The organism is Haloplanus sp. GDY1 (genome assembly GCF_023703775.1).
Lineage (GTDB): Archaea > Halobacteriota > Halobacteria > Halobacteriales > Haloferacaceae > Haloplanus > Haloplanus halophilus.
The window spans coordinates 1,496,474-1,516,632 of sequence record NZ_CP098514.1 but is presented as its reverse complement, the minus strand read 5'-3'; the positions used below and the strand labels follow the sequence as shown (position 1 = coordinate 1,516,632).

At 67.8% G+C, this 20,159-nt stretch carries 20 protein-coding genes; 14 read left to right on the top strand and 6 right to left on the bottom strand.

Annotated features, from left to right (window positions below):
* The first annotated feature begins 50 nt into the window (after positions 1 to 50).
* The 4 genes from NBT67_RS08075 to NBT67_RS08060 all read left to right on the top strand — a co-directional run bounded on the left by NBT67_RS08075 (position 51) and on the right by NBT67_RS08060 (position 3,608).
* Positions 51 to 905 carry a cytochrome c oxidase subunit 3 gene (locus NBT67_RS08075; protein WP_251341206.1) on the top strand — a complete coding sequence of 285 codons (855 nt, stop codon included), beginning with the start codon at positions 51 to 53 and terminating at the stop codon, positions 903 to 905.
* Positions 906 to 962: 57 nt separating this feature from the next.
* Positions 963 to 1,190 carry a DUF7385 family protein gene (locus tag NBT67_RS08070; RefSeq protein WP_425498833.1) on the top strand — a complete coding sequence of 76 codons (228 nt, stop codon included), beginning with the start codon at positions 963 to 965 and terminating at the stop codon, positions 1,188 to 1,190.
* A gap of 68 nt (positions 1,191 to 1,258) precedes the next feature.
* The gene (locus tag NBT67_RS08065) at positions 1,259 to 1,483 is read left to right on the top strand and encodes a CDGSH iron-sulfur domain-containing protein (protein WP_251341205.1); all 225 of its coding nucleotides are present in this window, start codon (positions 1,259 to 1,261) and stop codon (positions 1,481 to 1,483) included.
* Between the two features lie 55 nt (positions 1,484 to 1,538).
* Complete coding sequence (locus NBT67_RS08060; protein ID WP_251341204.1) at positions 1,539 to 3,608, top strand: DUF7527 domain-containing protein; 2,070 nt, start codon at positions 1,539 to 1,541, stop codon at positions 3,606 to 3,608.
* On the opposite strand, the gene NBT67_RS08055 is transcribed toward NBT67_RS08060, so the two are convergent.
* On the bottom strand, positions 3,605 to 3,910 hold the full coding sequence (locus tag NBT67_RS08055) for a hypothetical protein (protein ID WP_251341203.1): 306 nt from the start codon (positions 3,908 to 3,910) through the stop codon (positions 3,605 to 3,607). The genes NBT67_RS08060 and NBT67_RS08055 overlap by 4 nt on opposite strands.
* Positions 3,911 to 4,125: 215 nt before the next feature.
* On the opposite strand from NBT67_RS08055, the gene NBT67_RS08050 reads away from it, so the two are divergent.
* The 3 genes from NBT67_RS08050 (at position 4,126) to NBT67_RS08040 (ending at position 6,071) form a co-directional block, all read left to right on the top strand.
* Positions 4,126 to 5,457, top strand: a complete 1,332-nt coding sequence (locus NBT67_RS08050; RefSeq protein ID WP_251341202.1) for an adenylosuccinate synthase — start codon at positions 4,126 to 4,128, stop codon at positions 5,455 to 5,457.
* Positions 5,458 to 5,513: 56 nt separating this feature from the next.
* The gene (locus NBT67_RS08045; protein ID WP_251341201.1) at positions 5,514 to 5,852 is read left to right on the top strand and encodes a DUF8153 family protein; all 339 of its coding nucleotides are present in this window, start codon (positions 5,514 to 5,516) and stop codon (positions 5,850 to 5,852) included.
* Positions 5,853 to 5,930: 78 nt separating this feature from the next.
* Positions 5,931 to 6,071 carry a DUF7128 family protein gene (locus tag NBT67_RS08040; protein ID WP_251341200.1) on the top strand — a complete coding sequence of 47 codons (141 nt, stop codon included), beginning with the start codon at positions 5,931 to 5,933 and terminating at the stop codon, positions 6,069 to 6,071.
* On the opposite strand, the gene NBT67_RS08035 is transcribed toward NBT67_RS08040, so the two are convergent.
* Both NBT67_RS08035 and pan1 read right to left on the bottom strand, forming a co-directional pair.
* Positions 6,072 to 6,500 carry a DUF5796 family protein gene (locus NBT67_RS08035; RefSeq protein ID WP_251341199.1) on the bottom strand — a complete coding sequence of 143 codons (429 nt, stop codon included), beginning with the start codon at positions 6,498 to 6,500 and terminating at the stop codon, positions 6,072 to 6,074. It lies immediately after the preceding gene.
* A 53-nt stretch (positions 6,501 to 6,553) separates the two neighbouring features.
* Positions 6,554 to 7,768 carry a proteasome-activating nucleotidase Pan1 gene (gene pan1, locus NBT67_RS08030; protein WP_251341198.1) on the bottom strand — a complete coding sequence of 405 codons (1,215 nt, stop codon included), beginning with the start codon at positions 7,766 to 7,768 and terminating at the stop codon, positions 6,554 to 6,556.
* A gap of 144 nt (positions 7,769 to 7,912) precedes the next feature.
* Between pan1 and NBT67_RS08025 the strand changes: the two genes are divergently transcribed.
* The 4 genes from NBT67_RS08025 to rad50 are packed head-to-tail and all read left to right on the top strand — an operon-like array spanning position 7,913 to position 12,421.
* Positions 7,913 to 8,173 (top strand): MarR family transcriptional regulator, encoded by a 261-nt coding sequence (locus tag NBT67_RS08025; protein ID WP_251341197.1) that lies wholly within the window; start codon positions 7,913 to 7,915, stop codon positions 8,171 to 8,173.
* A 26-nt stretch (positions 8,174 to 8,199) separates the two neighbouring features.
* On the top strand, positions 8,200 to 8,511 hold the full coding sequence (locus NBT67_RS08020) for a DUF7966 family protein (protein WP_251341196.1): 312 nt from the start codon (positions 8,200 to 8,202) through the stop codon (positions 8,509 to 8,511).
* Positions 8,508 to 9,749, top strand: coding sequence for a DNA double-strand break repair protein Mre11 (gene mre11 / locus NBT67_RS08015; RefSeq protein ID WP_251341195.1), 1,242 nt, complete (start codon positions 8,508 to 8,510; stop codon positions 9,747 to 9,749). Before NBT67_RS08020 ends, mre11 begins: the two co-directional genes overlap by 4 nt.
* Positions 9,746 to 12,421, top strand: coding sequence for a DNA double-strand break repair ATPase Rad50 (gene rad50, locus NBT67_RS08010; RefSeq protein WP_251344322.1), 2,676 nt, complete (start codon positions 9,746 to 9,748; stop codon positions 12,419 to 12,421). The genes mre11 and rad50 overlap by 4 nt, the downstream gene beginning before the upstream one ends.
* Positions 12,422 to 12,482: 61 nt before the next feature.
* Here the strand turns inward: rad50 and NBT67_RS08005 are convergent, their stop codons facing one another.
* The 3 genes from NBT67_RS08005 to NBT67_RS07995 form a co-directional block, all read right to left on the bottom strand.
* The gene (locus NBT67_RS08005; protein WP_251344321.1) at positions 12,483 to 12,914 is read right to left on the bottom strand and encodes a DUF7346 family protein; all 432 of its coding nucleotides are present in this window, start codon (positions 12,912 to 12,914) and stop codon (positions 12,483 to 12,485) included.
* 25 nt (positions 12,915 to 12,939) lie between these two features.
* Positions 12,940 to 13,278, bottom strand: a complete 339-nt coding sequence (locus NBT67_RS08000; protein ID WP_251344320.1) for a DUF7322 domain-containing protein — start codon at positions 13,276 to 13,278, stop codon at positions 12,940 to 12,942.
* 124 nt (positions 13,279 to 13,402) lie between these two features.
* The gene (locus NBT67_RS07995) at positions 13,403 to 13,582 is read right to left on the bottom strand and encodes a DUF7331 family protein (RefSeq protein WP_251344363.1); all 180 of its coding nucleotides are present in this window, start codon (positions 13,580 to 13,582) and stop codon (positions 13,403 to 13,405) included.
* Between the two features lie 107 nt (positions 13,583 to 13,689).
* On the opposite strand from NBT67_RS07995, the gene NBT67_RS07990 reads away from it, so the two are divergent.
* From NBT67_RS07990 to sufB, 3 genes are all read left to right on the top strand, one after another.
* On the top strand, positions 13,690 to 17,679 hold the full coding sequence (locus NBT67_RS07990; protein ID WP_251344319.1) for a DNA polymerase domain-containing protein: 3,990 nt from the start codon (positions 13,690 to 13,692) through the stop codon (positions 17,677 to 17,679).
* Between the two features lie 104 nt (positions 17,680 to 17,783).
* Positions 17,784 to 18,701 carry an ABC transporter ATP-binding protein gene (locus NBT67_RS07985; protein WP_251344318.1) on the top strand — a complete coding sequence of 306 codons (918 nt, stop codon included), beginning with the start codon at positions 17,784 to 17,786 and terminating at the stop codon, positions 18,699 to 18,701.
* Between the two features lie 26 nt (positions 18,702 to 18,727).
* Positions 18,728 to 20,158, top strand: coding sequence for a Fe-S cluster assembly protein SufB (gene sufB / locus NBT67_RS07980; protein ID WP_251344317.1), 1,431 nt, complete (start codon positions 18,728 to 18,730; stop codon positions 20,156 to 20,158).
* Position 20,159 lies beyond the last annotated feature (1 nt).

Below are 20,159 nucleotides of genomic sequence, written 5' to 3'. Positions count from 1 at the left end.
CGCGGCGGCGGTTGGGAGGATTTTTGGTAGTCGAATCGCAACGGGGGGGTATGAGTACGGAACACGGCGGGGACGACCACGGACATCACCTCCCGGCGGTCGAGGACTGGCCCCGGGGGTTCGGCGAGGCCAGTTGGTGGCCCTTCATCACGGCACTGGGCGCCGGCGGCATCTACGTCGCCGCGGCGCTGTTCATCGTCGCTGGCGGGCAGGACTCGACGATCAACCCCATGTTCGCCCCGCTGTTGACGGCCGCGAGCGTCGGGACCTTCCTCCTCGGCCTGTACGGTTGGCTGTATCACGCCTTCGTGGTCGAGTTCTGGTCCCGGGGCAGCAACGAAACGAGCGCGTCGGCGCTCCGCTGGGGGATGATCGCCTTCCTCGGCTCCGAGATCGCCACCTTCGGCGCGGGCTTTACGTACTACTTCTTCATCCGCGCGGGGACGTGGCCGCCGGGTGAGCTTCCGCATCTGACGGGGTCGCTCGTCATCATCAACACCGCCATCCTGGTGGCGTCGAGTCTCACGCTCCACTGGGCACACGTCGCCATCCGGAAGGACGACCGCCGGAAGTTCGTGCTCGGACTGCTGGCGACGCTCGTCCTCGGTCTCGTCTTCATCGGCGGGCAGGTCTACGAGTACTACGAGTTCATCGTCCACTCCGAGTTCACGGTCACCTCCGGGCTGTTCGGATCGGCCTTCTACGGGCTGACCGGGCTGCACGGGCTCCACGTCTCGCTCGGCGGCGTCCTCCTCGCCATCGTCACGATCCGTGCGCTCGCGGGGCAGTACTCCGCCGAGCGTCACGTCTCGGTCAGCACCGTCTCGATGTACTGGCACTTCGTCGACGTGGTCTGGATCTTCCTCGTCGTCGTGCTGTACCTCGGCGCCTCCATCGGCGCCTGAGCGGTCGCGGCCCGCTCGCCGCCGTAAATTTATGTGGTCGCACGGTTAGCTATCGCCATGGACGATTTCGAGCAGCTCGTGTCGTCGCTCACGCCCCGGGAGGAGAACGACGAGATCAAACTCTACCAGAACACCGTCTCGGTGGCGTGTCCCGTCTGTGAGGAGCCGTTCGACGACCTGGTGGCGTGCAAGAAGACGGCGACCAGCCTCGAACAGATCGAACCGCTCGACATCTGTGTCACCGTCCACGAGGGGAGCCCCCTGCTGTTCACGCACAAGCACTGAGCCGCCGCGTCGCGGTTCCCGGGCGGCTCCGCGACGCCGTTAAGTCTCCGGACGCTCCACCGCGTGGTATGCCACGGGAAGTGACACACACAGCGACGGGGCCGAAGATCATCACGCCGGCGGACATCGACGACGAGAACGGCGACGTGGCGGTCTGTCTGTGCGGGCTGAGCGAGGAGTACCCCTTCTGCGACGGCTCCCACCGCCGGGCGGAGGACGAGGCCCCCGACGAACGGTACAAGTACGTCGACGGGGAGCGCCGCCGGGTCACCGTCGAGTTCGTCGACGAGTGAGTCGGCGGCCGTTTGCCGGAAAGTATTTGGCTCGCTTGGGTGCATACCTGCACAAATGGACGGCGAGATTCTGGACGCGGTGACCGAGTGGGGGACTCGCCCCGTCTCCGACGGCGTTACGGGGTTGTACGACCTCGCGGACGACGGGTTCTCGGGGGCGGTCACCGACGGATCCGCCTGGGCGTTCGTTCTGAACGGTCGCTACGTCGGCGTGTTCGACGGCGACATCGACGACTTCGAGGATGCGTCGCTGACGGCGTACACTGCGCCCGACGTCTCCTTGCCGCTCCTCTTTGCGATGCAGGCTCGCGGGGGAGAGACGCGCGGTCAGTACTACTCGAACGAGACGCCGCTGACCGAGATCGACGACACCCTCTCCGCGGGCAACTTCGTCGGCTACGTCGAACTCTCGGAGAACGTCCTCTCCGGCGACTACTACGTCGTCTACTACGGCGGTCGGTCGCTCCCGGTCGCCTACGTGGGCAACAGTCGCCGCCTCCTCACGGGCGAGGAGGCGTTCGAGCGCGCGGCCGACGAGGTGGGCATCTACTCCGTCGTCGACGCCGACGTCGAGGTGATCGACCTGCCGGAGCGTCCGGAACCGGCCGACGACGCCGGAGATGCGGGCGCTGCCGCCGCCGGAGGCGCGGCCGCGGCCTCGGGCGACGCCGACGTCGACGGGGGAGCCGTCGAGGACGTCGCGTTCGGCGGCGCGACCGAGACGGAGGATCCGGCCGACGGCGACGGGTCGTCGCCCGAGGCCTTCGACGCCGGCGCGACGGCGACGGAGGGTCCGGCGAGCGACGACGAGACGACCGGTACCGATCCGACTGACGCCGACGGCGGCAGTCCGTCCGCGGACTGGGCGACCCCGGAGGTGGCCGAACCGGACGAGGCCGATGCGGACGAGGCGGAGGCGACGGCCGAGGATGCCGACGCCGCGACGGCCGGGGCGACGACCGCCGGCAGCGACGACGCCGACGCCACGAGTGCCGTCGACGGGGGGGCGACCGCCGGGGGCGACGGGGTCGCCGACGAGGCCGGGGCGGTGACCACGGAGGACGTTCAGGTCGGCTCGGCGGAGGACGCGAGGGCCGAGGACGCCCCCGACGGGACCGACGAGGCCGATCCCGCCGACGGGACCGACGAGGCCGATCCCGCCGACGAGACGCCGGCCTCCGCCTCGTCGGCCGACGCGGCCACCGCCGATCGGGTCGCTCGGCTGCGCCGGGAACTCGACGCGGTCCGGGCCGAGAAGGAGGAGCTCGAGACGGAGCGCGACAGTCTCGAACGCGAGCGCGACGAGTTACGCGCCACAGTCGACCGACTCCAGGACCGCGTCGAGGAACTGGAGGCGGAGATCCAGCGACTCGAGGACGGAGAGGGGGGCGTGGCCGGCGAGCGGACGCTCACCCGCGAGGAGGCGCTCTCCGGCACCAACCTGTTCGTCAGATACGAGGACAAGACCGAGGGGACGCTCGAACGCGCGGCGAAGGGACGGATCGACGAGTCGACGCTGCGGGCCAACCTCCGTCTCGACTACCACACGGAGTTCGAGACGGCGGGGCTGGCCGTCGACGGCCAGCCGTTCGAGGCGTTCCTCCGCGGGACCCCCGAACACCGGTTCGTGGAGTGGCTGTTGACCGCGGTGACCTACGAGATTCGGCAGACGGACACGCGCGCCGAACTGTCGAAACTGTACGAGGCGATCGAACGGATCGATCGCATCGACCTCGGCGGGGGCGTGGACGTGACGACCGAGGAGGAGCGCGACGACCGGTCGGTGTCCTTCGACGTGGTGTTCCGGGACAAGATGGGGGAACCGCTGTTCGTCGCGGCCATGGAGGACGGCCGCGAGCCGACGTCCGCGTCGGCCATCGAGTCGCTGCTCGACCGTTCGAAACGGGTGAGCGACGCCGAGGAGAACTTCGCCGCCGCCTTCTTCGTGACGACGAGTTACTTCGACGCCGACGCGATGGAGGTCGCGGTCGACGCCACTCGCGGCGGCCTGTTCAGTCGGAGTTCCAGACGAAGCTACGTGAAGCTCTCACGGAAATCCGGATTCCATCTGTGTCTGGTCGAGGCGCGAGACGAGGACTTCTTCCTGAGCGTTCCGGACCTCTAGCCCTGGATCTCGGCCGTCTCTTCGATCTTCATCGAGTCGAGTTTGTCGACGATGGCGTCGATCTTCTCGTCGAGTTCGTCGACGAAGTCGGCGGTGTCCTCGGTGGTGATCGCACCCTGACTCGACGGTTCGATCAGGTTCTCCTCCTCGAGGACGCGAAGGGAGTATCGAACCTTGTGATGCGGGTAGCCCGTCTCGTTGGACATCTTCACGATGCCGATGGGTTCGTTTCCGATGACCATCTTCAGCACCTGCAGATGGCGTTCGAGCATATCGACTTCTTTCTCGAGCCTGTCTATCATGACACTTGTTAACTTGTCATTGCGGGTTTTAAAAGTTGCTGTGAGTCCCGACGACGCGGAATCGGATAGACGTCGGGAGTGGGAGTAGTTAACGCTTCGGGTCGTGGCCGGATCGGCCGACACCGTCGGCCTCGGCGGGGAAACGCCCCTTCCCGCCGGCCGTCGTGACCGTATCGTAATCGGTTTAGCGAGGCGGGCGGAACCTCCGGGCGGACATGACTGTCACCATCGTCGGATCCCAGCTCGGAGACGAGGGCAAGGGTGCCCTCGTCGACTTGTGGGGTGGGAACGCCGACATCGTGGTCCGGTATCAGGGCGGGGACAACGCCGGCCACACCGTCGTCGAGGATGGCGAGGAGTACAAGCTGTCGCTGGTGCCGAGCGGCGCGGTCCGCGGCAAGGTGGGCGTCCTCGGCAACGGCTGTGTCGTCAACCCGCGCACGCTGTTCGACGAACTGGACGCGCTCCGGGAGCGGGGGCTGGACCCGGACGTCCGCGTCGCGCGCCGGGCCCACGTCATCATGCCGTACCACCGCGTCCTCGACGGCATCGAGGAGGAGGCCAAGAGCGACGACGACCTGGCTGCCGGCACCACCGGACGCGGCATCGGCCCCACCTACGAGGACAAGGTGGGCCGGCGCGGGATTCGCGTCGGCGACCTGCTGGATCCGGACGTACTCCGCGACCGACTGGAGTACGTCGTCCCCCAGAAGCGCGCGCTCGTCGAGGAGGTGTTCGGCCTCGAGGCCGGCGAGGAGTTCGACGTCGACGCGCTCCACGAGGAGTTCGCCGACGTCGGCCGCCGACTCGCGGCGGAGGACATGACCGTGAACGCCGGCGACTTCCTCGGGGGAAAACTCGACGCCGGCGAGAACCTGCTGTTCGAGGGGGCACAGGGCACCTCCATCGACATCGACCACGGCATCTACCCCTACGTCACGTCCTCGAACCCGACCGCTGGCGGCGCGTCGACGGGGACGGGCGTCGGACCGACGGTCGTCGGCCGCGGCGAGGTGGTCGGCATCGTGAAGGCCTACCTCTCCCGCGTCGGCACCGGTCCCCTGCCGACGGAACTCGACGGCGACGACGAGGACCTGGCCGACTACATCCGCGAGAAGGGCGGCGAGTTCGGCACCGTCACCGGTCGGCCCCGCCGGATCGGCTGGCTCGACGTGCCGATGCTCCGGCACGCCGCCCGCGCGAGCGGCTTCACCGGCATCGCGGTCAACCACCTCGACGTCCTGGCCGGACTCGACGAGGTGCAGGTCGGCGACGCCTACGAACTCGACGGCGAGCGACTGGAGACGATGCCCGCGACGACCGAGCGCTGGGCGGACTGCGACCCGATCCTGAAGGAGTTCGAACCGTGGCCCGAGGTGGACTGGACCGCCGTCGCGGAGGAGGGCTACGACGCGCTCCCCGCCAACGCGCGGACGTATCTGGAGTACCTGAGCGACGAGGTGGGCGCGCCCATCTACGCCGTCGGCGTCGGCCCGGACCGCGCCGAGACCATCGAACTCGCCGACCCCTTCGAGCGCCAGGGGTAGTCGCAGACCCCGCGACGGTGCGGGCTCCCTTTCCTTCCGTGGGCGTACGGCCCCGTATGCGCCGCTCCGTCCGCTACGGTATCGCTGCCGCCGTCGGCGTCGGTCTCGCCGCCCTCGTCGCGGTCGTCTCCGGATCGCTCGGTCTCCCCCTCCTCTCGGTCGCCGTCGTCTACGGCGCGACCACGGCAGTCGTCCTCGCTCACCGGGAGACGTGGGGGCGACTGAACGGCCGGACCACCCAGTCGCGGACCCTCGGGGCCGTCTCCGGCGGCGTCGGCGCCTTCGCGGGGTCGACGCTGTTGCAGGTCTCGGTCCCCGTCGGCGTGACCGGCATCGGCCTCATGCTGTTCGGCATGGCCGTCACCGTCGCGGACGTCTCGACGCTCGACGGCTGAGAATCGACCTCCGACGGGGCGTCGGGGCGCGATGGCACCGGGGCAACGGTTTTACCGCCGCCTCGCGCACGTACACACATGGTGACCACGACAGAGCGGGACGGAATGACGTGGTACGAGTGCGAAGTCTGTGGGATGTTGTTCGACGACCGGGACGACGCCGAACAGCACGAGGACAACTGCGACAGCGACAGCGCCGACCCCTCTTACCTCCAGTAACTACGCCGCGACCAGTTCGTACGACTCCTCGCCCCAGTCGTCCTCGACGAAGACGAACACGCGCCCCCGCGCCTCCGAGAGGTCGGCCTCCACCCGGCACCGCATCCCGTCGGGGGAGCCGACGGTTACGCCCGGGAACACCTCCTCCGTCTCCCCCTCGTCGAGGAGTATCCGCCCCACGCCCGTCGACTCCAGGATGTCCTCGTGGGTCTTGCGGTCGTTGACGTACATCATCACGCCCTCGGTCCCTTCGGGGTCGGTCACGAGGACGTGGACCTCCTTGCCGGGACCGGTCGCGAGCGTCTCTGTCACCTTCTCCGGGACGCCGCGGTAGAACGCCGTTCGGCCGTCGAGATACTCCACTTCGACGCCGCCCTCCCGGAGGGTCACGGGGAGCGTACTCGGCGCCACGTCGGTGCGGACGGTCATACCCCACCTACCGGGCGCCGGGGCAAAAACGTCGCGTCACGCGTCGGCGGCGATCAGGCGAACGCCCGCGAGACGCTGTCGTCGGTCGACTCGGCGCTGATCTTCTCCCACGCGGAGACGAAGTCGTCCATGTAGATTTCGGTGCGGTCGTCGCGGATGGCGAACATCCCGGCCTCGGTACAGATGGCCTTGATGTCGGCGCCGGAGGCGTCGCCGGTCATCTCGGCCAGTTCCTCGAAGTTCACGTCCTCGGCGACGTTCATGTCGCGGGTGTGGATCCTGAAGATGATCTCGCGCCCCTCGTCGTCGGGTTTCGGCACCTCGATGAGGCGGTCGAACCGGCCCGGCCGGAGGATGGCCGGATCGAGCATGTCGAAGCGGTTGGTCGCCGCGATGATGCGGACCTCGCCGCGCTCCTCGAAGCCGTCCATCTCGGAGAGCAGCTGCATCATCGTCCGCTGGACCTCGGCGTCACCGGAGGTCTTCGAGTCGGTCCGCTTCGACGCGATGGCGTCGATTTCGTCGATGAACAGGACGGCGGGCTCGTTCTCGCGGGCCACCTCGAAGAGGTCGCGGACGAGCTTCGCCCCCTCGCCGATGAACTTGTGGACGAGTTCCGAGCCGGCCATCTTGATGAAGGTGGCGTCGGTCTGGTTGGCGACGGCCTTCGCGAGCATCGTCTTCCCGGTGCCGGGCGGGCCGTGGAGGAGAACGCCCGAGGGCGGTTCGATGCCGACCTGCTCGAACATGTCGGGACGGTCGAGCGGCATCTCGACCGTCTCGCGGACCTCCTGCATCTGGTCCTCGAGGCCGCCGATGTCCTCGTAGCTCACGTCCGGGCTGTGTTCGACCTGCATCACGCGGGCCCGCACGTCCGTCTCCTTGTCGAGGCGCTTGACGATGGAGAGGGAGTTGTTCACCGCGACCCGCGAGTCGGGTTCGAGTTCCGACCGCATCTCGTCGGTGACCTCCGTCAGGGCCTCCTGGTTGTTGCCGTGCTGCTTGATGATGACGCCCTCGTCGGTCAGTTCCTGCACCGTCGCGACGAACAGCGGCGACTGCTTGAGCTTCTTGTTCTCGTGGGTCAGCCGCTCCAGCTTCTGCTGGTACTTGTTGTTCTCGGCGTTCGCGTCCAGCAGCTTGTCGCGCATCTCCTCGTTTTGCCCCTCCAGCACGTCGAGCCGCTCGCGGAGGGCCTCGATTTTTTCCTGCTGCGACGCCGCCTCCTCGTCGTACGGGAGTTCGACGTCGTCCACAGTGTCGGTCATTGCCCGATTTAAGGCGCTGACTCATAAGAGACTTCGGGTGGGCGCGGTCTTCGCCGTGGTTCGGGTTCACACGCCCTGGGTATTACTATAGAAAATATCTCGATAGCAAATATTATCATCCTGTATGTGCGAGTGGGAGGCAAGATGAGCACGACCGAGGCAGTTCCCCGCGACGCCGACGCGGATCGGTGGGCCGACGTGCGCGATCTGCCCCCGAGCGCCAAACTCGTCGCGAAGGTACTCGACTACAACGAGACGCTGAGCCAGAGCCAACTTGCCGAGGAGACGCTCCTGCCCCCGCGGACGGTGCGCTACGCGCTGACCCGACTCGAGGACGAGGACGTCGTCGAGTCGCGGTTCTCCTTCTCCGACGCGCGCAAGCGCCTCTACTCCCTGAAGATTTAAGCCCGGGGAGGCGGCCACCCCTGGCCGTGACCGACGAGGTACGCGACGCGCTCCGCGCGCTGGCGACCGGGGACGCGGCCGATCCGACGGCGACCGTCGACGAGGCAGTCTCGGCGCTCGACGACGTGTGTGACCTCGCCGCGTTCGTCGACGACGACGGGATCGACCGACTCCGTCGCGCGGTGGCGGCGGCCGACCGCTCGGGTGACGAGGCGGCCGCGTGCCGGGGACGGCGGGCGCTCGCGACCGTCGACCGCTGTCGGGCGGCCGCGGCGGACCACTTCCGCTCCGGTCGCGGAACGGTTTTGAGTCCCGACGGTCAACCTCCGGAGCGATGACACGGGTGATTCACACCGGCGACACCCACGTCGGCTACCGACAGTACCACTCGTCGGAGCGCCGGCAGGACTTCCTCGACGCGTTCGAGGCGGTGATCGACGACGCCGTGGCCGACGGCGACGCGTCCGTCGACGCCGTGGTCCACGCGGGCGATCTCTTTCACGACCGCCGCCCCGACCTCCCCGACCTCCTGGGCGTTCTCTCCGCGCTTCGCCGCCTCGACGACGCCGACGTTCCCTTCCTCGCCGTCGTCGGCAACCACGAGGCGACCCGCGGGAGCCAGTGGCTCGACCTCTTTTCCGATCTCGGCCTGGCGACCCGCCTCGACGACGACCCGACCGTCGTCGGCGAGACGGCCTTCTACGGCCTCGATCACGTCCCGCGCTCCCGGCGCGAGGACCTCGACTACGACTTCGAACCCCACGACGCCGACACAGCGGCGCTGGTGGCCCACGGTCTGTTCACCCCCTTCCCGCACGCCGACTGGGACACCGAGACGGTGCTGTCGGCGTCGAACGTCGACTTCGACGCGATGCTGCTCGGCGACAACCACACTCCCGACCGGGCGGAGGTCCGGGGGACGTGGGTGACCTACTGCGGATCGACCGAGCGGGCGAGCGCGGACGAACGCGACGCCCGCGGTTACAACCTCGTCGAGTTCGGTGCCGACGCCGGCGGCGACGCCACGGTCGACGTCAGGCGACGCTCGCTCGACACCCGGCCCTTCGCCTTCGTCGACGTGGACCTGGCGGAGGGCGAGGGCGTCGACCGGGTCCGCGAGCAGGTGCGCCAGCACGACCTGACCGACGCGGTGGCCGTGGTGTCGATCACCGGCGAGGGCGACCCCGTCACCCCGGCGGCGGTCGAGGAGGCGGCGCTCGAGGAGGGAGCCCTGCTCGCACGCGTCACGGACCACCGGGCGGTCGGCGGCGAGGGGGTGGAGGCCGACGCGGAGGTGGAGTTCGGCGACCCCGACGCGGCGGTCCGCGAGCGGATCCGCGAGATGGACCTCTCCGACGCGGGTCGTCGGCTCGACGAGACGGTCCGCGACGAGGGGCTGGCGGACTCGAACGTCCGTGATCGGGTCGCGGACCTCGTCGCCGACGCCGTGGACGACGGGTCGCTCGACCGGGGCGACCCCGACGGGGCGTCGGCCACCGGCCCGGACGCGGCCGAGGCCACCGAGAACGGGGAGCCAGCGCCAGACGATCAGGTCTCCATGGAGGACTTCCTGTGAGGTTCGACCGGATCCGCCTGCGGAACTTCCGGCCTTACGCCGACGCTGACCTCGACCTCCGGGACGGCGTGACCGTGATCCACGGCCTCAACGGCAGCGGGAAGTCGTCGCTGCTGGAGTCGTGTTTCTTCGCGCTCTACGGATCGAAGGCGCTGGAGGGAACCCTCGACGAGGTGGTGACCAACGGCGCCGAGGAGGCCGAAATCGACCTGTGGTTCACCCACGACGGGGCGTCGTATCACGTCCATCGCCGCCTCCGGCAGTCCGGCGACCGGACGTCGACGGCCGACTGTCATCTCGACGGTCCCGACGTGACCGTCGAGGGCGCGCGGGACGTGCGCGGGTTCGTCGCCGACCTGCTCCGCATGGACGCCGAGGCGTTCGTCAACTGCGCGTACGTCCGGCAGGGCGAGGTGAACCAGCTCATCAACGCCTCGCCGGACCAGCGACAGGACGTGATCGACGACCTCCTGCAACTGGGTCGGCTGGAGGAGTACCGCGAGCGCGCCGCGGACGCCCGGCTCGGGGTCGAGGACGTGCGCTCGGAGAAGCGGGGCGAACTCCGGAAGGTCGAGTCACAGATCGAGGAGAAGGAAGCCGAGAACCTCCACGCCCGACTCGACGATCTGGAGGGGGACCTCGCGGACGTGAACGATCGGATCGACAACTACGAGGAACAGCGCGAGAAGGCCGAGCGGACGAAAAGCGAGGCCGAGGCGGTCCTCGAGGAGCACGAGGCGAAACGCGAGGAACTCGACGCCGTCGAGGCGGACATCGAGGACCTGGAGGCGGCGATCCGCGAGGCCGAGACGGAACGCGAGGGGATCCGCGAGCGGATCGAGGCGGCCCGCGAGCGGATCGCCGAACTGGAGGCGGCGGTCGACGACCGCCTCGACGCGGCGGGGCTCGACGAGCCGACGACCGACGCCGTCGAGGCGCGCCGGGCGGAACTGACCGAGCGCGAGGAGGCTGTCCGCGAGGCCCGAACCGAGGCGAACGCGTCGGCGACGGGGCTGGACAACCAGGCGACCAACCTCGCGGAGAAGGCCGAGGACCTGGCCGAGCGCGCCGACCGGGCCGAGGAGCGGGCCGCGGAGCTTCGCGACGCGGCGGCCGACGCCGAGGAGGCGGCCGCGGATCACGAGGCCCGCATCGAGGAACTGGACGCGGAGGCCTCGGAGCTGGCGGCTCGGTTCGAGGACGCGCCGGTCGACCGGGGCGAGGCGGCCGACCGGCGCGAGGAACTCCGCGAACGCCGCGCCGAGGTCCGGGAGCGGGTCGCGGAACTCGACGCCAAACGCTCCTCGGCGGAAGAGCGGGTCGCGGAGGCCGAGGAACTGCTGGCGGCGGGGAAGTGCCCGGAGTGTGGACAGCCGGTCGAGGACTCGCCGCACGCCGACCGGATCGAGGAGGATCGCGAGCGGCTGTCGGAACTCGAGGCCGAACTGGAGGCCGCCCGCGAGCGCGTCGCGGACCTCGACGATCGGATCGAGGCGCTCGACGACCTGGCCGAGGCGGAGTCGCGGCTGGCAGACGTCGAGGCCGAACGCGAGCGCCTCGCGGAGCGTGCGGCCGAGCGGCGCGACGACGCGACCGAGAAGCGCGAGGCGGCCGCCGACCGCGAGTCGGAGGCGGCCGACCTGCGGGAGCGGGCGGCGGAGACACGCGAGGTGGCGGCGGAGAAACGCGAGGAGGCGGCCGACGCCGAGGACCGGGTCGAGGAGTTGACGGCCGAACTGGAGGCCATCGGCGAGGCGCGCGAGCGGGTCGACGCCGTCGAGTCCCGGCTGGACCGGATCGCCGACCGCGAGGACGAGATCGACCGGCTCCGCGGGGAGGCGACGCGGATCGAGGAGACGAACGACGAACGGCGCGAACGGCTGGCGGAGAAACGGGACCGCCGCGACGAGTTGCGCGAGGCCGTCGACGAGGACGCCATCGAGGCGGCGCGCCGGAACAAGCGAAACGCCGAGGAGTACCTCGCGGACGTGCGCGAGGAACTCGACCGGCTGGCGGAGCGACGGGACGACCTCCAGGCGAAGATCGGCGGCGTTCGGAACGAACTCGACGCTCTGTCGGCACTCCGCGAGGAGCGTGACGCCCTCGCGGATCGGGTCGCGGCCCTCGACGACCTCCACGAGGAGGCCGAACGGCTGGAGGCCACGTACGGCGACCTGCGGGCCGAACTCCGCCAGCGCAACGTCGAGACCCTCGAACGGCTCCTGAACGAGACGTTCGACCTCGTCTACGGCAACGACGCCTACGCCCACCTGCGCCTCGACGGCGACTACGAACTCTCGGTCGTCGGGAAGGACGGGAGCGAACTCGACCCCACCCAGCTCTCGGGCGGCGAGCGGGCGCTGTTCAACCTCAGCCTCCGGTGTGCCATCTACCGCCTGCTGGCGGAGGGCATCGACGGCGCGGCGCCGATGCCGCCGCTCATCCTCGACGAACCGACCGTCTTCCTCGACGCCGGTCACGTCTCGCGACTGGTGGACCTCGTCGAGGAGATGCGCGGTCTGGGGGTGGCACAGATCGTGATCGTCAGCCACGACGAGGAACTCGTCGGCGCCGCCGACGACCTCGTGCGCGTCGAGAAGGACCCCCGAACCAACCGGTCGACGGTGTCGCGGTCGACTCCCGCGGAGATCACCGGCGACGTCGGCGGTTGACGCGGGGGGAGGCGGCGGGGCAGCGCTCGTCGAGGAGCGTCGACGGCGGTCGCTCGGCGTCTCAGTCGGCGGCGGCCCGCAGGCGCTCGACCGCCTCGCGGGTCGGCTCGGTCGCCTCGTAGCCGCGCTCGCCGGCGACCCGCGTCTCCGCGATCAGGCCGGCCGCCCGGAACTCCCCGAGCAGGCCGTGGAGGTCGCTCTCACAGACGTCGTAGGCGTCGAGGAGCGTCCGCACGGCGAGCGGCCCGCGATCCACGAGTTCGACGAGGAGGCCGAGCGCGCGGTCGTTCGGCGTCGCGACGAGGACCCGACGCACGGGCTCGGGCACCGCCTCGGCCGCGGTTTGGAGCGGTGCGGTCCCGTCGTCGACCGTCAACGCGGCGTTCGGCAGGTAGCGCTCGGCGCCGGTTTCGGGGTCGCGCACGAGACTCGACTCCGCCGACCGCTTCACGAGCAGGTAACGCTCGCCCTCGTCGTCCCGGACGGTTCGCATGGTCGGCGCGAGGCGAGCCGCGGAGTTATGGGTTGCGCTCGTCGGCCTCCGGCCCCTCGTCTCGCCGCCGGAAGATCCGATAGAGGTGGTACACCCGGAGCCCGGCGATCACGCCGACGACGACGGTGACGGTCCCGATCGTCCACGCTCCCTCGAACCCCACGAGCATCGGGCCGAACGCCAGACAGAACACCGCCACGTTGGCCATGAGGACGCTCCGCCAGAACAGCCCCCTGATCTCCGGGTCGACGTCGGACGGGTCGGTGTCGGGGGTCGGGGCGCGCGGCGGGTCGGGACCGAGGTCGGCCGCGCGCGCCTCGAGGTCCGTCTCGTCGGCCTCGTCTCTCCCGGAATCGAACGGCACGCTCCCAGGGAGTCAACGCGACGGCAAAAGGGTTCGGTTGTCCCCACACGGAGCATTGTCCCCGTTCCACGGTGGTTCGCCGTGACCCCGGCGAATCGCCGGTACTGGCGTACAATACCCCGTCTCAGGCGAGTTCGCTGATCGGCACCGCGGCCGACGACTCCACCCACGCGAGCGGGTTCTCGGCGTCGTACAGCACCGTCCCGTCCTCGACCTCGTACGCCTCGACGGTGTCGATCCCGTCGTGATCCGGACGGCGTTCGTCCGCACTGTCCCACCGGCCTGCGTCGACGTGGTCGGACATCGTCACGGAGCGTGGTAAGCAATGACATGGTAAATGTCTTTCCGTCGTGGCAGCCTTTTCGGGACGGAGTGGTTGGGTTTTTACCCGGCACCTCCGAAGCGGGCGGTATGGAACAGGCGGAGCTCACCGGGTCCTGGGGGACCGACGACGCCGACAGACCCGACGCGGAGGCCGTCGCCGTCGCGGGCGACGCGGGGCAGTCGGTCGCCGAGGTGGTCGACGCGGCGGACCTGAAGTTTCCCGATCCGGACGGGACGGTCGACCTCGCGGTCACGCAGGTCGACTACACGGTCGAGGGACAGGGTTCCGACGAGTACCCCGTCGTCCACGTGTTCGGTCGGACGCCGGACGGCGAGTCGGAGCACGTGCGGGTCCTCGGCTTCGAGCCCTACTTCTACGCGCCGACCGCGAGCCTCGACGACGACGACCTGGATCGGGACGTCATCACGCGGACCGAGGAGGGGTACGAGAGCATCCGCGGCGAGGATCTGACCAAGATCTGTACCCGGACGCCGCGGGACGTGGGGAACATCCGCGACGAGTTCGACCACTACGAGGCGGACATCCTCTTTCCCAACCGCCTCCTGATCGACAAGGACATCGGAAGCGGCGTTCGCGTTCCCGTCCGCCGACTCGAGGGCGGATCGATTCAGGTGCCACACGACGAACTCCAGGCCGTCGACGTCCCGACCGACCTCCGGGTGAACACGTTCGACATCGAGGTGGACGACCGGTCGGGCTTCCCCGAGGACGGCGAGGAGCCCGTCGTCTGTCTCACGAGTCACGACTCCGAGCGCGACGAGTACGTCGCGTGGCTGTACGAGGCCCCCGACGGCACGGGACCCGTCCCGGAGGCGTTCGACGGCTACGACGGCCTCGACGACGACATGACCGCCGAGATCCGGTCGTTCGATTCGGAGGCCGCGATGCTCGACGCCTTCCTCACCTACGTCGAGGAGACCGATCCGGACGTGCTCACGGGGTGGAACTTCGAGGACTTCGACGCACCCTACCTCATCGATCGCCTGCAGGAGGTGGGCTCGCGCCCGGACGTGGACCAGGACCTGAACCCCGACCGCCTCTCGCGGGTCGGCGAGGTGTGGCGTAGCGACTGGGGCGGCCCGACGATCAAGGGCCGGGTCGTCTTCGACCTGCTCTACGCGTACAAGCGAACCCAGTTCACGGAACTGGAGTCCTACCGACTCGACGCGGTCGGCGAGATGGAACTCGGTGCGGGGAAGGAACGCTACACCGGCGACATCGGCGACCTCTGGGAGGACGACCCCGAGCGCCTGCTGGAGTACAACCTCCGCGACGTGGAACTCTGCGTCGAACTCGACCGCAAGCGCGACATCATCTCCTTCTGGGACGAGGTGCGGACGTTCGTCGGCTGTAAGCTGGAGGACGCGCCGACGCCCGGCGACGCCGTCGACGTGTACGTCCTCCACAAGGTCCACGGCGACTTCGCCCTCCCGTCGAAGGGGCGGGCCGACGCCGAGGACTACGAGGGCGGGGCGGTGTTCGACCCGATCACGGGGATCAAGGAGAACGTCAGCGTCCTCGACCTGAAGTCGCTGTACCCGATGTGCATGGTGACGATCAACGCGTCGCCGGAGACGAAGGTCGACCCCGAGGCCTACGACGGCGACACGTACCACGCCCCCAACGGGACCCACTTCCGGAAGGAACCGGACGGCGTCATCCGGGAGATGGTCGACGAGTTGCTGGAGGAGCGAGAGGAGAAGAAGGCGGAGCGAAACGAACACGACCCGGGAACCGAGGGGTACGAGCAGTACGACCGGGAGCAGCAGGCGGTGAAGGTTATCATGAACTGCTTCACGCCGGACACCGACGTACTCACGCCGGACGGCGTCCGGAACATCCGTGATCTCGACGTCGGCGACGAGGTGTACTCGCTCGACCCCGAGACGTTGCGGATGGAAGTCAAGCCGGTGACGGAGACGCACGCGTATCCGGATTACCGGGGCGAACTCGTCGACATCGAGACGAGCAAGGTCGACTTCAGCGTCACGCCGAACCACCGGATGCTCGTCCGGAAGGACGACACGAACGGCGAATCGTGGGACGACTTTCGGTTCGTCGAGGCCGGTGACCTGAACGAGTCGTCGCACTACGAACTGCCACACGGTTGGGACGGGCCGGGCGGCGAGCGACTGGAGACGGTCGATCTGACCGAGTTGCTGGACGGCGACTACGAGGTGTGGGCGAACAACGACGTACACGGGCACACGCTGGCCGCCGAAGTCGGCTACTCCCCGGACAAGGTGGTGAAAAACGATCTCGGTGAGACGGGCTACGTCTTCTCGTCCGCGGAGTTCGAGGACCATCGCGAGTACCTCGACGACCACTGCTCCGAGTTCTACGTTCACGCAGAACGGGGACGGAAGTGGATTCCGCGGTTCTACGACGGCGACGACTTTCTCGACCTCTTGGCGTGGTACATCACCGAAGGGTCGGTGTACACGTCCGAAGACCAGCAGTACGGCGAGACGCTCCGTGGCTCGGCCACGACGATCCAACTCGCACAGGAAGCGATGGCCGACGGCGGCGAGGCCGACGACCACGCTGCCATCGGTGACTTGCTGGATCGATTGGGGTTCGACCACTACGTCGACGACCGGAGCTACCAGTTCACCTCACGACTGCTCGGCCGCTGGCTCGAAGATATCTGTGGCGAGGACGGCTTCGAGAAACGGATTCCCGAATTCGTCTTCGAGGCCAGCCGCGCCCAGAAGGAGCGCTTCCTCGATACGCTCATCGCGGGCGACGGCGACCGGCAGGTGAACAGTTGGCGCTACTCGACGGCGAGCGACCAGCTACGCGACGACGTGCTCCGGCTCTGTGCACACCTCGGCCGGACGGCCAGTTACAACCGCGACAGCGGAACGTGGCGCATCTACTGCACCGAGGACGCCAAGAACAGTTTCCGGATGCACCGCTCCGGCGGAACGAGTACCGCCGAAGACGGCGTCTACTGTGTCACCGTCGCGGACAACAACACACTCCTCGCGGGCCGTAATGGGAAATACCAATTTATTGGTAATTCCCTGTACGGCGTTCTCGGGTGGGACCGCTTCCGCCTCTACGACCGAGAGATGGGCGCCGCCGTCACCGCCACCGGCCGCGACGTCATCGAACACACGCAGTCGGCAGCCAACGACGTGGGCTACGAGGTGGCCTACGGAGATACGGATTCTGTCATGTTGGAGCTTGGACAGGATGCTGCAATTGGGGACGTACCCGACGAGATTCGGGAGTCCCACCCCGAAATGAGCGAGTCGGAACTGCAGCAGATCGCCGGCGCCATCGAGACGGGCTACGAACTTGAGGAGCACATCAACGACTCCTACGACGAGTTCGCGCTCGACGAACTCAACGCACACCACCACCGCTTCCAGATCGAGTTCGAGAAGCTCTACCGGCGGTTCTTCCAGGCGGGAAAGAAGAAGCGCTACGCGGGACACATCGTCTGGAAGGAGGGCAAACACGTCGACGACATCGACATCACGGGCTTCGAGTACAAGCGCTCGGACATCGCCCCGATCACCAAGGAGGTCCAGCGCCGCGTCATCGAGATGATCGTCACGGGCGAGGACGTCGACGACGTCGAGGAGTACGTCCACGACGTCATCGAGGACTACGAGGCGGGGAACGTCGACCTCGACGACGTGGGCATCCCCGGCGGCATCGGCAAGCGCCTGTCGGCCTACGACACCGACACGGCACAGGTCAGGGGGGCGAAGTACGCCAACCTCCTGCTCGGCACCAACTTCCAGCGGGGGAGCAAGCCCAAGCGACTGTACCTGAAGAAGGTCCACCCCGACTTCTTCCGCCGACTGGAGGAGGAGGAGGGGTTCGATCCCCAGACCGACGCCCTCTACGGCGAGTTCAAGCGCGATCCGGACGTCATCTGCTTCGAGTACGCCGACCAGATCCCCGACGCCTTCGAAGTCGACTGGGATCGGATGCTGGAGAAGACGCTCAAGGGCCCCATCGCCCGGATCATCGAGGCGCTCGACCTCTCGTGGGACGAGGTGAAAAGCGGTCAGCGACAGACCGGGCTCGGTCAGTTCTGAAACTCGATTTCGATTTCCAGAAACGATAGTTTTCGCTGACGAAACTCGAAGGGGGAGAATGCGTAAGCATTATGCGTGTTACACCCCAGCCATTCGGTAGGGACATGGCTACACTACAGATCAACAATCTTCACGCGAAAGTCGCAGAAGAGGGCGGCGAGAGTATCCTTCGCGGCGTCGACCTGGAGGTCGAATCGGGGGAGATCCACGCCCTGATGGGACCGAACGGCTCGGGCAAGTCGACGATGGCGAAGGTGATCGCCGGCCACCCCGCCTACGAGGTCACCGAGGGCACCATCACGCTCGTCCTCGACGACGAGGACCTGGCGGACGTCGACGAGGAGGTACCCCCGGAGAAACGCGAGTGGGACCTGCTCGACCTCGAACCCAACGAGCGCGCGGCGCTCGGCATCTTCCTCGGCTTCCAGTATCCGGCGGAGATCGAGGGCGTCACGATGACGAACTTCCTCCGGCAGGCGCTCAACGCGAAGGCCGAGGAGCGCGAGGAACTGTTCGAGGACGAGGAAGACGAGGCCGACGCCGAGGAGGATGGCGCGGGCTACGACACCTCCCCGATGGAGGGCGAGGCCGACGAGGGAGAGATCGGCGTCGCCGAGTTCCAGCAGCTCCTGAAGGAGAAGATGGAGCTTCTGGACATGGACGAGAAGTTCGCCCAGCGCTACCTCAACGCCGGCTTCTCCGGCGGCGAGAAGAAACAGAACGAGGTGCTGCAGGCGGCGATCCTCGAACCCGCCATCGCGGTGCTCGACGAGATCGACTCGGGGCTGGACATCGACCGTCTGCAGGACGTCTCCAAGGGAATCAACGCCCTCCGCGACGAGCAGGGGACGGGCGTGCTCCAGATCACCCACTACCAGCGGATCCTCGACTACGTCGAGCCCGACACGGTCCACATCATGCTCGACGGCGAAGTCGTCATGGAGGGCGACGCCGACCTCGCGGTCCAGCTCGAGGACGAGGGGTACGACTGGGTTCGCGAGCAGGTCTACGAGACAGCGTAATACGGCTGCAGCCACAACACCACATCATGAGCTCCGATCAAGATCATCTCAAAGAGACGGACACCGAAGCCCGCTTCGAGTTCAAGAAAGAGGAGCGGTCCTCGTTCCAGGCCGACAAGGGCCTGACCGAGGAGACGATCCGCGTCATCTCGGAGGACAAGGACGAGCCCGAGTGGATGCTGAAGCGGCGGCTCCGGGCCCTGGAGCAGTTCCAGGAGATGCCGATGCCGACCGACTGGCCGGGCCAGCCCGACCTCTCCGAGGTCGACGTCGACGAAATCGTCCCGTACATCCGCCCCGACGTCGAGACCCGCGAGAGCGTCGACGACTGGACGGACCTGCCCGACGACATCAAGGACACCTTCGACAAACTGGGTATCCCGGAGGCCGAGAAGAACGCGCTCTCGGGCGTCGGCGCCCAGTACGAGTCCGAGGTCGTCTACCAGAACATGCAGGAGCGCTGGGAGGAGAAGGGCGTCGTCTTCTGCAACATGGACGAGGCCGTCCAGGAACACGAGGACCTGGTCCGCGAACACTTCATGACGAAGTGTGTCCCCCCGAGCGACAACAAGTTCGCAGCGCTGCACGGCGCCGTGTGGTCCGGGGGCTCGTTCGTCTACGTCCCCGAGGACACCACCGTCGAGATGCCGGTGCAGGCGTACTTCCGGATGAACTCCGAGGGGATGGGCCAGTTCGAGCACACGCTCATCATCGCCGAGGAGAACTCCGAGGTCCACTACATCGAGGGCTGTTCCGCGCCCAAATACTCGGCGTTCAACCTCCACTCCGGCGGCGTCGAGGTGTTCGTCGGCGAGGACGCCCACGTCCAGTACTCGACCGTGCAGAACTGGTCGAAAAACACCTACAACCTGAACACCAAGCGGGCGCTCGTCGAGGAGGACGGCCGGATGGAGTGGATTTCGGGGTCGATGGGGTCGAAGGCGACGATGCTGTACCCCTCCTCGGTCCTCAAGGGCCGTGGCGCCTCCGACAACCACATCACCATCGCCTTCGCGGGCGAGGGGCAGAACATCGACACCGGCGCGAAGGTGTACCACAACGCGCCGAACACGAAATCGACCATCGAGTCCAAGTCGATCAGCAAGGACGGCGGCCGCACCAACTACCGCGGCCTGGTCCACATCGCGGACGGCGCGGCCAACTCCTCGACGAGCGTCGAGTGTGACGCGCTGATGTTCGACAACGAGTCCACCAGCGACACCATGCCGTACATGGAGATCAACGAGTCGACGGTGGACGTGGCCCACGAGGCGACGGTCGGCAAGATCGGCGACGAGGACGTCTTCTACCTCCAGAGCCGCGGCCTCGACGACGACGACGCCAAGCAGATGATCGTCTCGGGCTTCATCGAGCCGATCACGGAGGAACTGCCCATCGAATACGCGGTCGAACTCAACCGTCTCGTCGAACTCGAGATGGAGGGGAGTCTCGGATAAC

What these genes read in the sequence shown, in the direction of transcription:
- NBT67_RS07990 (WP_251344319.1), top strand. Translation starts at nt 13,690, where the DNA reads ATGGAACAGGCGGAGCTCACCGGGTCCTGGGGGACCGACGACGCCGAC.
- NBT67_RS08050 (WP_251341202.1), top strand. Translation starts at nt 4,126, where the DNA reads ATGACTGTCACCATCGTCGGATCCCAGCTCGGAGACGAGGGCAAGGGT.
- NBT67_RS08075 (WP_251341206.1), top strand. Translation starts at nt 51, where the DNA reads ATGAGTACGGAACACGGCGGGGACGACCACGGACATCACCTCCCGGCG.
- NBT67_RS08060 (WP_251341204.1), top strand. Translation starts at nt 1,539, where the DNA reads ATGGACGGCGAGATTCTGGACGCGGTGACCGAGTGGGGGACTCGCCCC.
- NBT67_RS08070 (WP_425498833.1), top strand. Translation starts at nt 963, where the DNA reads ATGGACGATTTCGAGCAGCTCGTGTCGTCGCTCACGCCCCGGGAGGAG.
- NBT67_RS08045 (WP_251341201.1), top strand. Translation starts at nt 5,514, where the DNA reads ATGCGCCGCTCCGTCCGCTACGGTATCGCTGCCGCCGTCGGCGTCGGT.
- NBT67_RS08035 (WP_251341199.1), bottom strand. Translation starts at nt 6,500, where the DNA reads ATGACCGTCCGCACCGACGTGGCGCCGAGTACGCTCCCCGTGACCCTC.
- NBT67_RS07995 (WP_251344363.1), bottom strand. Translation starts at nt 13,582, where the DNA reads ATGTCCGACCACGTCGACGCAGGCCGGTGGGACAGTGCGGACGAACGC.
- NBT67_RS08025 (WP_251341197.1), top strand. Translation starts at nt 7,913, where the DNA reads ATGAGCACGACCGAGGCAGTTCCCCGCGACGCCGACGCGGATCGGTGG.
- NBT67_RS08005 (WP_251344321.1), bottom strand. Translation starts at nt 12,914, where the DNA reads ATGCGAACCGTCCGGGACGACGAGGGCGAGCGTTACCTGCTCGTGAAG.
- pan1 (WP_251341198.1), bottom strand. Translation starts at nt 7,768, where the DNA reads ATGACCGACACTGTGGACGACGTCGAACTCCCGTACGACGAGGAGGCG.
- NBT67_RS08040 (WP_251341200.1), top strand. Translation starts at nt 5,931, where the DNA reads ATGGTGACCACGACAGAGCGGGACGGAATGACGTGGTACGAGTGCGAA.
- NBT67_RS07985 (WP_251344318.1), top strand. Translation starts at nt 17,784, where the DNA reads ATGGCTACACTACAGATCAACAATCTTCACGCGAAAGTCGCAGAAGAG.
- NBT67_RS08055 (WP_251341203.1), bottom strand. Translation starts at nt 3,910, where the DNA reads ATGATAGACAGGCTCGAGAAAGAAGTCGATATGCTCGAACGCCATCTG.
- sufB (WP_251344317.1), top strand. Translation starts at nt 18,728, where the DNA reads ATGAGCTCCGATCAAGATCATCTCAAAGAGACGGACACCGAAGCCCGC.
- mre11 (WP_251341195.1), top strand. Translation starts at nt 8,508, where the DNA reads ATGACACGGGTGATTCACACCGGCGACACCCACGTCGGCTACCGACAG.
- NBT67_RS08065 (WP_251341205.1), top strand. Translation starts at nt 1,259, where the DNA reads ATGCCACGGGAAGTGACACACACAGCGACGGGGCCGAAGATCATCACG.